At 71.7% G+C, this 14,027-nt stretch carries 13 protein-coding genes; 4 read left to right on the top strand and 9 right to left on the bottom strand.

The features are described 5' to 3' along the window. The first annotated feature begins 73 nt into the window (after positions 1 to 73). From RV983_RS05175 to RV983_RS05165, 3 genes are all read left to right on the top strand, one after another. Positions 74 to 2,509, top strand: coding sequence for a phosphodiester glycosidase family protein (locus tag RV983_RS05175; protein WP_475984578.1), 2,436 nt, complete (start codon positions 74 to 76; stop codon positions 2,507 to 2,509). Beyond that, positions 2,409 to 3,578: a metallophosphoesterase family protein gene (locus RV983_RS05170; protein ID WP_475984577.1), complete on the top strand. Its 1,170-nt coding sequence runs from the start codon at positions 2,409 to 2,411 to the stop codon at positions 3,576 to 3,578. The genes RV983_RS05175 and RV983_RS05170 overlap by 101 nt, the downstream gene beginning before the upstream one ends. A 133-nt stretch (positions 3,579 to 3,711) precedes the next feature. Continuing rightward, entirely contained in the window at positions 3,712 to 4,389 is a 678-nt protein-coding gene (locus RV983_RS05165; protein WP_475984576.1) for a uracil-DNA glycosylase, read from the top strand. A 45-nt stretch (positions 4,390 to 4,434) separates the two neighbouring features. Here RV983_RS05165 and RV983_RS05160 read toward each other — a convergent pair whose 3' ends face one another. The 3 genes from RV983_RS05160 to RV983_RS05150 form a co-directional block, all read right to left on the bottom strand. Further along, positions 4,435 to 5,796 (bottom strand): nucleobase:cation symporter-2 family protein, encoded by a 1,362-nt coding sequence (locus tag RV983_RS05160; RefSeq protein ID WP_475984575.1) that lies wholly within the window; start codon positions 5,794 to 5,796, stop codon positions 4,435 to 4,437. A gap of 108 nt (positions 5,797 to 5,904) precedes the next feature. After that, a complete protein-coding gene (locus tag RV983_RS05155) occupies positions 5,905 to 7,254 on the bottom strand; it encodes an FAD-dependent oxidoreductase (RefSeq protein WP_475990224.1) in 1,350 nt (449 codons plus the stop codon). Between the two features lie 138 nt (positions 7,255 to 7,392). Beyond that, a complete protein-coding gene (locus RV983_RS05150; protein WP_475984574.1) occupies positions 7,393 to 7,989 on the bottom strand; it encodes a DUF305 domain-containing protein in 597 nt (198 codons plus the stop codon). A gap of 220 nt (positions 7,990 to 8,209) precedes the next feature. On the opposite strand from RV983_RS05150, the gene RV983_RS05145 reads away from it, so the two are divergent. Continuing rightward, a complete protein-coding gene (locus RV983_RS05145; RefSeq protein ID WP_475990223.1) occupies positions 8,210 to 9,556 on the top strand; it encodes an LVIVD repeat-containing protein in 1,347 nt (448 codons plus the stop codon). On the opposite strand, the gene RV983_RS05140 is transcribed toward RV983_RS05145, so the two are convergent. From RV983_RS05140 to RV983_RS05115, 6 genes are all read right to left on the bottom strand, one after another. After that, positions 9,547 to 10,194: a TetR/AcrR family transcriptional regulator gene (locus tag RV983_RS05140; RefSeq protein WP_475984573.1), complete on the bottom strand. Its 648-nt coding sequence runs from the start codon at positions 10,192 to 10,194 to the stop codon at positions 9,547 to 9,549. The two genes, RV983_RS05145 and RV983_RS05140, sit on opposite strands and share 10 nt — an antisense overlap. A gap of 139 nt (positions 10,195 to 10,333) precedes the next feature. Further along, the gene (locus tag RV983_RS05135; protein WP_475984572.1) at positions 10,334 to 11,029 is read right to left on the bottom strand and encodes an HAD family hydrolase; all 696 of its coding nucleotides are present in this window, start codon (positions 11,027 to 11,029) and stop codon (positions 10,334 to 10,336) included. Between the two features lie 99 nt (positions 11,030 to 11,128). Further along, positions 11,129 to 11,539, bottom strand: a complete 411-nt coding sequence (locus RV983_RS05130) for an ester cyclase (protein WP_475984571.1) — start codon at positions 11,537 to 11,539, stop codon at positions 11,129 to 11,131. Positions 11,540 to 11,642: 103 nt separating this feature from the next. Then, a complete protein-coding gene (locus tag RV983_RS05125) occupies positions 11,643 to 12,350 on the bottom strand; it encodes a phosphatase PAP2 family protein (RefSeq protein WP_475984570.1) in 708 nt (235 codons plus the stop codon). Between the two features lie 10 nt (positions 12,351 to 12,360). Continuing rightward, positions 12,361 to 13,299: a M56 family metallopeptidase gene (locus tag RV983_RS05120; RefSeq protein WP_475984569.1), complete on the bottom strand. Its 939-nt coding sequence runs from the start codon at positions 13,297 to 13,299 to the stop codon at positions 12,361 to 12,363. Between the two features lie 73 nt (positions 13,300 to 13,372). Further along, entirely contained in the window at positions 13,373 to 13,963 is a 591-nt protein-coding gene (locus tag RV983_RS05115) for a DUF5134 domain-containing protein (RefSeq protein ID WP_475984568.1), read from the bottom strand. Between the last annotated feature and the right edge of the window lie 64 nt (positions 13,964 to 14,027).

Below are 14,027 nucleotides of genomic sequence, written 5' to 3'. Positions count from 1 at the left end.
CCCATCACTGGTGTGGGTGTAACGGAGGTTCTGCCTCCGTGTCCTCTTCCGACCCGAGGTTTCCATGACATCGATGGTCTTGAACCGTCGGCTTGCAAGGCCACTGCTCGTGGTGCTCGCCACGGCGACCGCGCTGGCGGCCGCACCTGCCATGGCGTATGCGGACAGTAGCCGGCCCGCACCCGTTACCGGTGGCATCCCGCTGATCAACACGTCCGAGAAGATCGGTCCGGGGATCGGCCTCCAGCACGTTCAGGCGCTCGACCAGAGCGGCTGGTACGACGCGCGGTTCCTGACCGTCGACCTGTCCAACAGCGCCGTCGGCACGGACCTGCTGACCGCCGGACCCGTCGCCTCCGGCGGGGCGCTCAGCACGGCCGCCAACAAGGCCGGTGCCGTCGCGGGCGTGAACGGCGACTTCTACGACCTGGGCAACTCCACCGCGGCGCACGGTGCCGAGATCCAGAACGGGCAACTGCTCAAGACCGCCAACCTCGGCGGCCCGGAAGCCGCCGCGGTGCAGCCGCACGTCGGCGTGAGCAAGGACGGCATCGCCCAGCTCGTCAACGTCATGGTCAACGCGTCCGCGAACTTCGCGGGCACGGACCACAAGCTCCTGTCGGTCAACGCCGCGGACCCCGAGCCCCACCCGGTGCCCGCCGGCGGCATGGTGGCGTTCACGTCCGCGTGGGGCACTTACAGCCGCAATCGGCCGTTCATCGGTGTGGACCAGGACCTCGCCGAGGTTTTGGTCCGCAACGGCAAGGTCGTGTCGGTCACCCCCAACGGTCCCGCGGGCTCGGGAACGATCCCGGACGACGGGTTCTACCTGGTCGGCACAGGCGCCTCTGCGGCCGCGATCCGCGCGCTGCAGCCCGGCGACCCGGCGACGCTCGACTGGGAACTGGCTGACAACGTTGCCAAGAACATGCAGTTCGCGCTCGGCCACGGCGGCACCGGCGAGGGCATCATCGTCTCCGACGGCAAGGCCCGCGCCAACCTGGACAACTCGGCGATCTCCCCGCGCACGTCGTTCGGATTCAAGGACGGCGGCCACACTCTCGTGCTCGGCGAGTGGAACGGCCCGGGCGGCACCGGCAAGGGCGGCGTCACCGTCGCCAAGGTGGGCCACGACATGGTCGCGATGGGCGTGCAGACCGCGGTCATCCTCGACAGCGGCGGTTCCAGCGAGATGGTCGCCCGCCCGCTGGGCGAGGACCAGGTGACCATTCGCAACACCCCGTCCGACGGCCAGGAGCGCAGTAACACCAACGGTGTCGGTGTGTTCGTCGCCAAGGGCGACGGCAAGCTGCGCCAGCTCCTCGTGAAGCCGGCGCCCGGTGCGGCGTCGGCCGACGGCGACGTGAAGGTCTTCCCCGGTCTGCACCGCACGTTGACCGCGGTGGGCGTGGACAGCCACCAGACGCCGGTGACGGTCGACCCGAACTCCGTGCAGTGGTCCTCCCGTGAGGCGTCGGTCCAGGGTGACGTGCTGACGGCGCCGCAGGCGCACGGCCCGGTCACCGTCGACGCGACCGCGGACGGTGTGCAGGGGCACGGGACGGTCTCCGTCCTGGGCCCGCTGGCCAGTGTGGAGCCGTCCTCCAAGCTCCTGTCGATCGCCGCCCCGACGCCCGAGGACGCGACCACCGTCTCGGTGACGGGCCGCGACGGCGAGGGTTACACCGCTCCGGTCGACCCGCAGGACCTGTCGCTGGACTACGACCACGACGTCGTGGACATCAAGGCCGTGGGCGGCAAGCTGCGGATCACCCCGCTGGCCGACGACAGCACGATCCTGAAGATCTCGGTCGGCGGTGTGTCGGCCCAGCTGCCGATCACGATCGGTGTGCAGACCAAGACGGTCTACGACTTCGACGACGATGTGCTGGCCCGCTGGCGGAACAACAGCACCGCGGCCACGACGTTCTCCACCGCCCCTGAGGGCCTGCGGATCGACTTCAACGCGATGCGCAACGTCGGTGTCACCTCGGCTTCGTCGGCCCAGCGCGTGCAGGTGCCCGGCCAGCCGCTGCGTCTGCGGGTGCGGCTCAAGTCCAGCATCAGCGTGCCCAGCGGTCTGAGCTACCTCGCCTACACCGACTCCAGCGGCAAGAGCAACGGCATCTACGGCACGGGGCTTTCGGCGAGCAGTGACTGGCAGTACGCCACCTTCCCGGTCCCGGCGGACACGAAGTTCCCGATCGCGATCTCGGGTTTCCAGGGCATCAACACCAGCGTCGCCCAGCAGAAGGCGGGCACGTTCGTCCTGGACCGCATCGAGGCCGACATCCCCAGCGCCATCGACCTGCTTAGCGCAGGCGGACCTGAAGCCGGACGCGCTGGTCTCCGACGACGGCTCGCTGCTCAAGGGCAGCAGCACCTGGAATTTCGCGACGCTGTCGGACGTGCAGTTCACCGCGGACAGCCCGGTGCTGACGCAGGTCGCCACCACGGCGATCCAGCGGATCCGCACCACCCACCCCGACCTGCTGGTCCTCAACGGTGACATCACCGACCGCGGTCTGCCGCAGGACCTCACCCTGGCCCGCAAGGTCCTCACCGACGCCGGCTGCGACCTGATCCCGGTCGGCCAGGAGCCCGCGGCCGACAGCACCCCGGACCCGGCGGCCGGCTCGATCCCGTGCTACTACGTGCCGGGCAACCACGAGTCCTACGGCCTGAACAACGTCCAGCAGGACCTGACGAACTTCACCGCCGAGTTCGGCAAGCCCTACCGCACGTTCGACCACAAGGGCACCCGCTTCATCCTGCTCGCCAGCTCCGTCGGTTCGCTGCGCTCCACCGCGTGGGAGCAGCTGCCGATGCTGCAGCAGGCACTGGCCGACGCCAAGAACGACAAGTCGATCGACAACGTCGCGGTGTTCGCCCACCACCCGGTGGACGACCCGGCGGAGACCAAGTCCAGCCAGCTCGGCGACCGCGACGAGGCCGCGCTGGTGGAGAACCTGCTGACCGACTTCCGTGACGACTCGGGCAAGGGCGCCGTCATGGTCGGCTCGCACGCCCAGATCGCCGACGTCCACCACCTGGAGGGCGTCCCCTACATGGTGCTGCCGTCCTCGGGCAAGGACCCCTACGGCACGCCGGACCGCGGTGGCTTCACCGGCTGGGTCGACTGGTCGGTGGACTCGCACCGCAACGCGCGTCAGCAGTGGCTCCAGGCCGATGTGCGTGCCTTCGCGCAGTCGATCACGCTGAACACGCCCGAGTCGGTCGAGGCCGGCAGCACCGCGCAGTTGTCCGGCAGCATCGTGCAGCCGCAGGGTGTGGCCACGGGTTCGCGTGTGGTGCCGCTGCGGTACCCGATGTCGGTCCACTGGACCGGTTCGTCGAACCTGGCGATCGGTACCGGTCAGGACGCCGTCGATGACGCCCGCCGCAAGGGCAAGGTCGCGATCCTCGACCCGCAGACCCGGATCCTGACCGCGCTGAAGGCGGGCTCGGTGACGGTGTCGGTGACGAACGACTCGATGCGCGCCTACACCGACGCCGCCTCGCTCGCACCGGTCACGACCTCCAGGACCATCCAGGTCCTCCCGGCCGCACAGGGCTGAGAATGACCACGTGACACACCACGTCACATGACCGAGGGCGAGCACACACCACGTGCTCGCCCTCGGTGCTGTCTGTCTCGGTGCTCTCGCGGCTGGTGGGAGTGCGGCCGTGTGGGCCGGTAGGGTGACGGCTGTGGCAGCACGACCATTGAGTGAACTTGTCGAACCCCGCTGGGCCGAGGCCCTTGCGCCGGTGGCCGAACGCATCGCGGGGATGGGTGACTTCCTGCGGGCGGAGATCGCGGCGGGCAGGACCTATCTGCCGGCGGGGCAGCATGTGCTGCGGGCGTTCCAGCAGCCCTTCGACGAGGTCAGGGTGCTGATCGTCGGGCAGGACCCCTACCCGACGCCGGGGATGGCCATCGGGCACAGCTTCGCCGTTGCCGCGGACGTGCGTTCACTGCCCGGGAGCCTGGAGAACATCTACCGGGAACTGCAGTCGGACCTCGGCCTGCCCCGGCCGTCGAACGGCGATCTGACGCCGTGGACCCGGCAGGGAGTGCTGCTGCTCAACAGGGCGTTGACCACGGCACCCCGCAGCCCCGCCGCGCATCGCGGCAAGGGCTGGGAGGAAGTGACCGAGCAGGCCATTCGCGCCCTGGCCGCGCGCGGCAAGCCGTTGGTGTCGATCCTCTGGGGCCGCGACGCCCGCAACGCGCGTCCCTTGCTCGGCGACCTGCCGGCGATCGAGTCGGCGCATCCCTCCCCGATGTCGGCGGATCGCGGGTTCTTCGGCTCGCGGCCCTTCAGCCGGGCCAATGACCTCCTGCTCCAGCAGGGCGCGCAGCCGGTCGACTGGCAGCTGCCCTAGAAGCGCGGGCAGTGCCGCGGGAGCCCGCATCCGGTGGCACGCTCATCACTGGCCGGCCGGTAGCGTGCCCGGCTCGGGGGCCTCGCCGTCCGCCGAAGCCCGGCCGCGCGGCGGGTGGTTGAAGAGCAGGTTGAGCGCGACCGCCGTGACGCATCCCGCGCTGATACCGCTGTCCATGATCGTCCGGAACCAGTCGGGGAACCTCGCGTACACCGTGGGCACGCCCACCGGCAGCAGGCCCACCGCCACGGACACCGCGACGATCATCAGGTTGGCGGGGCCGTGGAAGTCCACGGTGGCCAGTGTGCGCAGTCCGCTCGCCGCCACCGTGCCGAACATGACCAGTCCCGCGCCGCCCAGCACCGGTGCCGGGATCGCGGCGACCAGCGCGCCGAGCTTCGGCAGCAGCCCCAGCAGGACCAGGATGCCGCCTGCCGTGGCCACCACCCACCGGCTGCGCACGCGGGTCAGCCCCACCAGGCCCACATTCTGCGCGTAGGCGGTGTACGGGAAGGTGTTGAAGATCCCGCCCAGCACCGTGGACACGCCATCGGCGCGGAGCCCGTCCGCGAGCCGGTCCGGCTCCGCCTTGCGGCCGGTCAGTTCACCGACGGCGATGATGTCACCGGTCGTCTCGGTCATCGTCACCAGCGCAACGACGAGCATCGAGACCACAGCGGCACTTTGGAAGGTGGGGGTGCCGAAGTGGAAGGGCGTGCTGATGCCGAGCCAGTCCGCGTCGCCGACCGCGCCGAAGTCGGTGAAGCCGAGCGGCACGGCCACCGCCGTCCCCGCGACGATGCCGACGAGCACGGCGATCCGGGCGAGGACGTCCGGTGCGAAACGCTGGACGAGCAGGATCACGAGCAGCACGGCGGCCGCGAGACCGATGTTGCGCGGCGCCCCGAAGTCGGCCGAACCGACACCGCCCGCCACCCAGTTGCCCGCCACCGGCAGCAGGCTCAGCCCGATGACCAGAATCACGGTGCCCGTGACCACGGGCGGGAAGTAGTGGAGCAGCCGCCCGAAGACGGGGGCCAGCAGGATCATCGCCAGGCCCGCGACGATCACCGAGCCGTAGATCGCGGGCAGTCCGCCGTCCTGGCCGATCAGCACCATGGGGGAGACCGCGGCGAAGGTGCAGCCCTGCATGATCGGCAGCCGTACACCGAAGCGCCACCAGCCGACGCACTGAAGCAGCGTGGCGATGCCGCACAGCAGCAGATCCGCCGTGATCAGGTACGCGAGGTCGGCCGGCGACAGCTTCAGGGCGCCGCCCACGATCAGCGGCACCGCGACAGCGCCCGCGTACATCGCCAGCACGTGCTGCAGGCCGAACGCCGCGAGCCGGGCGGGCGGCAGGACTTCGTCGACGGGATGGACCGGCGGGCGGGACGTCGTCGCCATGGGGACTCCTCGAACGCGGCGCGAATGAGCGGCTGTGCCGGGTGAACGGCTGCCCGAGACCCTAGGGACCGTGCACAGTCTGTTGACGTCCGCTGTGCTGTCGCACCGTCACCCGGGGCTCCCGGTCGCGGCCTCCAACAGGCCCGCCCAGTCCGGGATCTTGACCGTCGCCCGGTCCAGGGACCGGCCGAGCGCCGCCTCCGCGGCTTCGATGGCCTCCCAGCCCGTCCACTCGACGGGATGCCGGCCCGCCGCGCGCAGCCCTTCCAGCGGGTCCGCCGGCAGCTCGCCGCGCGACAGCAGCGCACCGGCGTCCGCGAGCAGGGCCGAGGCGGTCTCCTTGGCGCACGGCCGGTTGGTGCCGATCACGCCGGTCGGCCCGCGCTTGATCCATCCGGCGACGTACTCGCCGGGCGACCGCCTGCCGTCCCGCAGGACCCGGCCCTGCTCGTTGGGGACGATGCCCAGCGCCTCGTCGAAGGGCAGCCCTTCCATGGCCACACCGCGGTAGCCGACCGAGCGCAGCACCAGCTGCGCGTCGATGTCCTCGAGTTCGCCGCTGCCGCGCACGCCGCCCTGCCCGTCCGGCACCGTCCGCTCGAAACGCACGCCCGCCACCCTGTCCTCGCCCAGCAGTGCGGCAGGTCGCAGGAAGAAGCGCAGATGGATGCGGCGCCGGTGCCCGGCTGGCGGGCGCCCGGCCCAGTCGCGCAGCACCTCGACATTGCGCCGGGCCACCGCCGGCAGGGACTGCGGATCCGCGTACGCGGGATCGAGCGCGAGCTCGTCCTCCCGGACGAGCACGTCCGCGTCGGCGAGTGCGCCCAGTTCGCGCAGCTCCTTGGTGGTGAACTTCGCCTGTGAGGGGCCGCGCCTGCCGACCATGTGGACGTCGGTGACCCGGCTGTTCTCCAGTGCGCGCAGGGCCGCTTCCGGGACGTCGGTGCGACGCAGTTCGGACGCGCCGCGCGCGAGGATGCGGGCGACGTCCACGGCGACGTTGCCGACCCCGACGACGACGGCGGACCGCGCGCTGAGCAGGAACTCGTCCGGTGCCTCGTCCGGGTGCGCGCTGTACCAGGACACGAAGCGTGTCGCCGAGAAGCTGCCCGGCAGATCCTCGCCGGGGACACCGAGGTGGCGGTCGGTGGCGGCGCCCACGCAGTAGACCACCGCGTGGTACAGCTCCAGCAGGCGCTCGGGGGGCAGGCCGGGGGCGCCGGCCGTGACATTGCCCAGGAAGCGGATCCGCGGGTCCTCCAGGACGCGCCGCAGATTGCCCTGCAGGGACTTGATCTTCTCGTGGTCGGGTGCCACACCGTACCTGACCAGGCCGTACGGGCAGGGGAGCCGGTCCAGCACGTCCACCGCGACCTGGGGTACCGCCTCCTGGCGGGCCAGGGCCTCCGCCGTGTACACCCCGCTGGGACCTGATCCGACGACGGCGATGCGAAGCACAGGCGCCTCCTCCTCGTCGAGGCGACGGCCGGAGCGGCCGGGCATATCCAGCATCGCACCGGGCATCGGCCCGGGCAGGCCGGCGCAGGCGTGTCGCGGCGCGGGATGTCCGGCGCAGGCGTGTCGCGGCGCGGGATGTCAGGTCAAGGACCGCATTCGGCCGATCTCGGCGGTCTGCTGCGCGATCACCTCGCTCGCCCACTCGCCCACCTGGACGTTGCGCCCCTCGGACAGCTCCCCTGCCGCCATGGTGACCGCGCCCTCGTGGTGGCTGATCATCAGCCGGAGGAAGAGCCGGTCGAATGCCGTGCCCCGGGCGGCGCGCAGCTCGGCCAGCTGTGCGGGGGAGGCCATGCCCGGCATCGACGCGTGGTCGTGACCGTGATCGTCGCCGGTACCTGGTGACGCGCCGCCGTTCTCCTGGAGCCAGGCGGTCATGGTCCTGATCTCCGGGCCCTGGGCGGCTTCGATCCGCGCGGCCAGGGCGCGCACCTTGGTGCCGGACGCGCGGGTGTCCGCGTACGCGGACATGGCCAGCGCCTGCTCGTGGTGGGCGATCATGTTCGCCGTGTAGGTCAGGTCGGCGGTGTTGGGGGAGTCGTCGGGCCTTGCCTCGGCGGCCTCGTCCGCGGACAAGGTGGCGGCGTCCTCCCCGGGCCGGCCCGGGGCGATGACCGACGGAGCGGCGGCCTTGGCGTCGCCGGCGCCCCCGTCGCATCCGGTCAGCGTGAGCATCGAGGCGGCAAGGGACAGGGGAAGCAGCGCTAATACTGCACAGCGGGTAACGAGCACTGCCTCATTGTGCATCTTTTGACGCGAGCATGAAAAGAGCATACTTCGGCTTGGTCGTTTCATCGTTTCATCTTGACCGAACACCTTGGAGGACGCGGTGACGCGTTTAGGTACTTCCCCCGCCCGCCCCAGACGCCTTGCGGCCCTCGTGGCCGCGGCGGTCATGCTGTTCGGCCTCGCGGCCACGGCGCCCGCGACCGCCGACGGCGCGATACCCGGTGTTGACGAGGTCGTCACCAGCGCCAACGTCGACCACCTGGTGAACATCCCCAAGCAGTCCCTGGCCGGCTTCAACACCGACCTCGCCTTCCAGGGCAAGTACGCCTTCGCCGGCAACTACGACGGCTTCGTCGTCTACGACATCAGCCGGCCCACCAGCCCGAAGGTCGTCAGCCAGGTCCTGTGCCCCGGCTCGCAGAACGACATCTCGGTGTCCGGCAACCTGCTGGTGCTGTCCACCGACTCCTCCCGCTCGGACGACTCCTGCGCGAGCGCGACCCAGCCCGCCAGTCAGAAGTCCTCCTGGGAGGGCATCAAGGTCTTCGACATCAGCGACAAGGCCAACCCGCGCTACGTCGCCGCCGTCGAGACCAACTGCGGTTCCCACACCCACACCCTGGTGCCGGGCAAGCGCGATGTGTTCGTATACGTCTCCTCGTACGCGCCCAGTGCGTCCTTCCCGGACTGCCAGCCCCCGCACGACGGCATCTCCGTCGTGAAGATCCCCCGCTCGCACCCCGAGAACGCCGCCCTCGCCGGCTTCCCCGTCCTCTTCCCGGACGGAGGCAACCCGGGCATCCCGCCCAGCGACACCCAGGGGCGGGTGAGCGAGACGACCGGCTGCCACGACATCACGGTCTTCCCCAAGCTCCGGCTCGCCGCGGGCGCCTGCATGGGTGACGGCATCCTGATGGACATCTCCGACCCCGCGCGCCCGAAGGTGATCGACCGGGTCCAGGACAACGTCAACTTCTCGTTCTGGCACTCGGCCACCTTCAACGAGCGCGGCACCAAGGTCGTCTTCACCGACGAGCTCGGCGGTGGCGGCGGCGCCGAGTGCAACGCGCTGATCGGTCCGCAGCGCGGCGCCGACGGCATCTACGACATCGTGCGCAAGCACGGCCACCTCAAGCTCGTCTTCCGCAGCTACTACAAGATCCCGCGCCAGCAGGCGGACACCGAGAACTGCGTCGCCCACAACGGCTCGCTGATCCCGGCCAAGGGCCGCGACATCATGGTCCAGGCCTGGTACCAGGGCGGAGTCTCCGTCTGGGACTTCACCGACTCCTCGCGTCCCCGCGAGATCGGCTTCTTCGAGCGCGGCCCGCTGTCCGCCGACGCGCTCGTGCTCGGCGGCTCGTGGAGCGCCTACTACTACAACGGCTACATCTACTCGAACGACATCGCCAAGGGCTTCGACGTCCTGCGGATCTCCGACCGGCGCACCGACAGCGCCCGCGGCATCCGGCTCGCCGAGCTCAACGTGCAGTCCCAGCCCGACTACCGCTGAGCGGGGTCAGGCAGTGGCGTGCCGCCGGGTGGCAGTCCTTCGGGGCCGCCCGGCGGCACGCCGAGCTCCCAGCCCAGCGCGTAGCGCCGGAAGAGGTCGCGCCGCAGATGGGGCAGCGGCATCGCAGCCCCCGGGATCAGCTGGGCGAAGACCCCGCCCATCAACTGCGCACGCAGCATACGGTAGTCGTGCTCCGGGTCGGGGGAGCCCCACGCCTCGACGGCACCGCGCAGTAACTCCGCCAGGCGGTGCCGCTCCGCGCACTCGCTGAAACCGGCCGTCTGCAGGATGCCGGCCATGTGCGCGCGCATCAGCACGGGGAACCGCCCCGGCAGCCCCAGCACGCTGTCGATCGCCCGGGCCAGCAACTCGCTTCCGTCGGCGGAGGCCGGCGGCCGTTCCAGCGCCGCGGACAGCTCGGTGTGCATCAGGCGGTGGGCGGCCGACTGCAGCAACTGGCGCTTGCCCGGGAAGTAGTACGAGACCAGCCCGCGCGCCGTACCGGCCCGGTCGGCGATGTCGCCGAGGGTCGTGGACTCGTAGCCGCGCTCTTCGACCAGCTCGACGGTCGCCCGTAACAGCCGCTCCCGCGAGCGGCGCCGCATCTCTTCGTTGACCGACGGTCGCCGAGGGGACATGCTTTACTCCTGCGTTGACTGGCTCCGGGCCAATGTACCGGGAGTCCGACTCGCGCGAGCCCTGTGCTCGGGCGGGAACGCGGGGTTCGAGCCGTGACCCGGCGGCGCGGGGGACCGCCGGGTCACGGCCGGAACCACATCAGCCGGTCAGTTCCAGTACCGGCAGCAGCCCTGCCGGGCGCCGGTCCGCGGGCAGATGATCCACCAGATGCACCCGGCAACCCAGTGCCGCGGCGCCGCCGTCCGCCCGCCGGTCGTCGCCCACCATGGCGACGCTCTCCGGCGGCAGCCCCAACGCCTCGCAGGCGATCCCGAACAGCCGCGGGTCCGGCTTCTGCACCCCGTGCTCGTAGCTCAGCACGAAGGCGTCCACGAGGCCGTCCAGTCCGTGCGCGCGGAAGACCGGCCGCAGGTCCCACCCGATGTTGCTCACCACGGCCACCGGCACCCCGCGCCGCCGCAGCTCACCGAGCACCTCCGCGGTGTCCGGGTACGGCGCCCACGCCTCCGGCCGCATGTGCCGCTCGTACAGGGCGTCGTAAATCCCTTCCCACGGCAGCTCCGCCTCCCGTGCGAGGCCCGTGTACGCGGCCCTGTGGTGATCGGCGGACAGGTCCCGCTCGCCCCAGACCGTGGCCAGATGCGCGGGCACGCGTTCCGGCGCGACACCGCCGGGCAGCGCGCCGACCCGCTCCAGGCGCTCCACGTACGCCGTCAACTCCCTTTCCTCCAGCGGGATGCCGCGCTCCGCGACGACGGCACGCAGCCAGCTCTCCGTGGGCTCCACGCGCAGCAGCGTCCCGGAGAAGTCGAACATGAATCCCTTGATGGTCATGCCCGGCATCCTCCCCGACCCGCCTCGCGGGGACGTCACGGGGCGGTCGAGCGGGGCCGAACCGCGGCTTTCCGGCCGGTGGCGCCGCGCCGCGCGGGGTCAGTCGGCGATGCCGAGCTGCCGCAGCATCCCGAGCTCGTCGCTGCTGCCCCAGCGTTCGATCATCTTGCCGTCCTCGACACGGCTGATCTGCATGCCCCGGTAGCTCACCGTCCGACCGGTCGGCGGGTGCCCCATCAACTCGCCGAGGTGGGTCCCCGTGATGGTGTAGGCGAAGGCGATCTCGTTGTCCGTGGCCAGGACGTGTTCGACGTCGATGTGCAGATCGGGGAAGGCCGTCCGCATCGCGGCGAACATCTCCTCGTAACCCTCCGGGCCCGGGACCTGGCCGGGCGCCGGGTCGTGGTCGACGGAACCGGGTGCCACATAGGAGTCGAACTCCTCGAGCCGGCCGCCGTTCACCGCCGAGCCGATGTGCTCAAGGATGGAGAGGTTGGATTCGCGCGACATGTGGTGCTCCCTGACGTCGGGACCGCGGGCGCACACGTACCGAGGGCCGTGTGCCCGCCCCTTCCACTCTCCACGGTAGGCGTGAAGGACGCCGCGCGCCGCGTCAGATGTCCCGGCCGCCGGTCGCCGCCGCCGGCGGGCGCCAGGGTTCGCAGAGCGCCGCGGTCCCCGTGAGCACGGCCGCCCCGAGGAGCCAGCCGCCGAGGACGTCGCTGGGCCAGTGGACACCCAGATAGATCCGGGTGAGGCCGACACCGATCACCGAGACCCAGGCGAGCAGCCAGGCGGCGACGCGCCGGCGGGTCCCGGCCCCGGGGCGGCGCAGAAGGAACAGCCACAGCAGGGCGCCGCAGCTGATGGCGGCCGTCATGGCATGGCCCGACGGGAAGGCCGCGAAGCCCGCCGTGGCGAGCGGGTCCGGCCAATGGGGACGGGGGCGTCCCACGGCGGCCTTGACGGCTTGCTGGAGGACCCAGCCCAGGAGGCCGCAGACGGCGAGCCACAGCGCCTGACGCCTGGCCCCGCGCCACAGGAGCCACAGGAGGCAGACGGCGAGCAGGGCGCGCATGGTGGAGGGGTCCCAGAATCCGTCCGACAGCACGCGGTTGACCCGCGTCCAGCCGGGGTGAAGGACCCCGAAGGAGTGGAACGCGACGGCGATGCGCCGGTCGGTGTCCGTCAGCGGGGCCCACCGGCCCGCCACGAACGCGAGCAGCAGCAGGAAGACGGCACCCGTCGCGGCGCAGTACCGCAGGCACACGGCGCGCGGGCCGGCGCCCCGGCTGACGGAGGAGGCGGGTGGGGCGTGCATGCGCCCGAGATTACGTGAGGGCGCGGAGCCCGGGGCCGAACGCGACGAGCAGGGGCACGAACGGGATCAGCAGGGCGCACGCGGAGGCCTGGGCGCGGCCGAGCCGGGTCAGCCGCGGCGCCGGGTCCAGCAGCCGGCTGACGCGGCCGGGCAGATGGCCGTGCGGGGCGGAGCCGGGGCCGAACACCCCGCGGTCCTCGTTGAGTTCGACCAGCGCGAGGGCCGTCGTGAGCCCGCCGAAGCGGCGCGAGGCGATGTCGTCGGCGGCCAGTTCGATCAGGTGGTGCACCTGGTGGCGGAAGCCCGCGAAGACCGGGACCTGCGGGAATCCGGCCGCCAGCGCGCCCGCGCAGTGCAGGAGCACGTCGTGCCGGGCCCGGGCGTGTCCCTGCTCGTGCGCGAGGACCGCGTCGAGCTGGCGTCCCTTCAGGCGGCGCAGCGCGGCCGTGGTGATGACCAGTTGCGGCCGTTGCCCGGCCAGCCACCATGCCTCCGGCCGCTGGTCCTCCAGAACGACCAGCCGTTCACCGGACGCCGCCGCTTCGCCCGGCAGCCGCGGCGAACGTACGCGCAGTTCGGCGCGCCGCCGGCGCTGCCGGGTGCGCGCCGTACGGATCTCGCGGGCGAGCATGGCGCCCGTCCAGGCGCCGCCGCAGGCCAGCAGAATGGCCAGATATCCCGCCCAGGAGCCATGGCCCGAGAGCCCGTACGCCTCCACGACCCCGCGTGGCGCGAACGCGAACAGCCCACCGCGCAGCCACTCCCACGCGGCGCACGCGCTCAGCGCCATCGCCAGGAAGCAGCACAGGAGCACCGCGCCGACCACGCACTGCCACACCCACAGGGCCAGCACGGGTTCGCGTTCCGGCCATCCGACCCGGGTCAGCAGTCGCGGCGCCATGGCCGCCGCGGTCGCACCGAGCAGCAGCAGGACCAGCGGGACCGTCATGGCGCCACACTATGAGGGCGGCGCGGCCGCCCGGTACGCTGCCGCGCCCTAAGTGACGTACGCCTCACGGGCGTCACAGCGTCAGGAGCATGGCGAACATCCCGATCGCCATCGACACGCGGCACGCCGACGCCAGCCCGGGCGCGTGCCGCACCGCGATCTGCCCCGCCGGCCCCGCTGCCGCTGCCGCGGTCGACGTGACCGGGACGGACACCAGGCGCACCCCTCCGGCCAGCACATAGACCGCGAAGTACACCAGCAGCAGTCCGGTCAGCACAGGCGCGCCCATCGCCCCGTGCCCGGCGTGCGCCGACCCGCCGACACCCTCCATAGCGGCGGTCATGTAGACCATCGCGACCGCGCCGACCGCGTGGTGCAGATGGTGCGCGCTCCGCCGGACCAGCAGCAGCGACCGCACCGCCGCGCCACCGAAGACCAGCGCGAGCACCGCGCCCGCCCACGGCGGCTGGTCCAGGACCGACACGGGCACCGCCATCACCGCCATGCCGGCGCCCATCAGCGCCTCGGCCCGCGCCACGCTCTGTTCCTCACGTTCCTCGCGTGTCGTACCCGGGCAGCGGGGCCGCGTGCGCGCCAGGCAGTAGGCGGCCGTCGCCGCTCCCAGCGCCACGAGCAGCCAGGCCACCAGCGGTGGTCCGTGCATGACCCGACCCCCTTCGGCTCCTCACCGGAGGATGCCCCCGCCCGGCGGCGCGAACCCCCGCGCA

The sequence above is a fragment of the Streptomyces sp. RLA123 genome (assembly GCF_056270165.1).
This window is presented reverse-complemented; position numbering and strand designations above follow the sequence as displayed.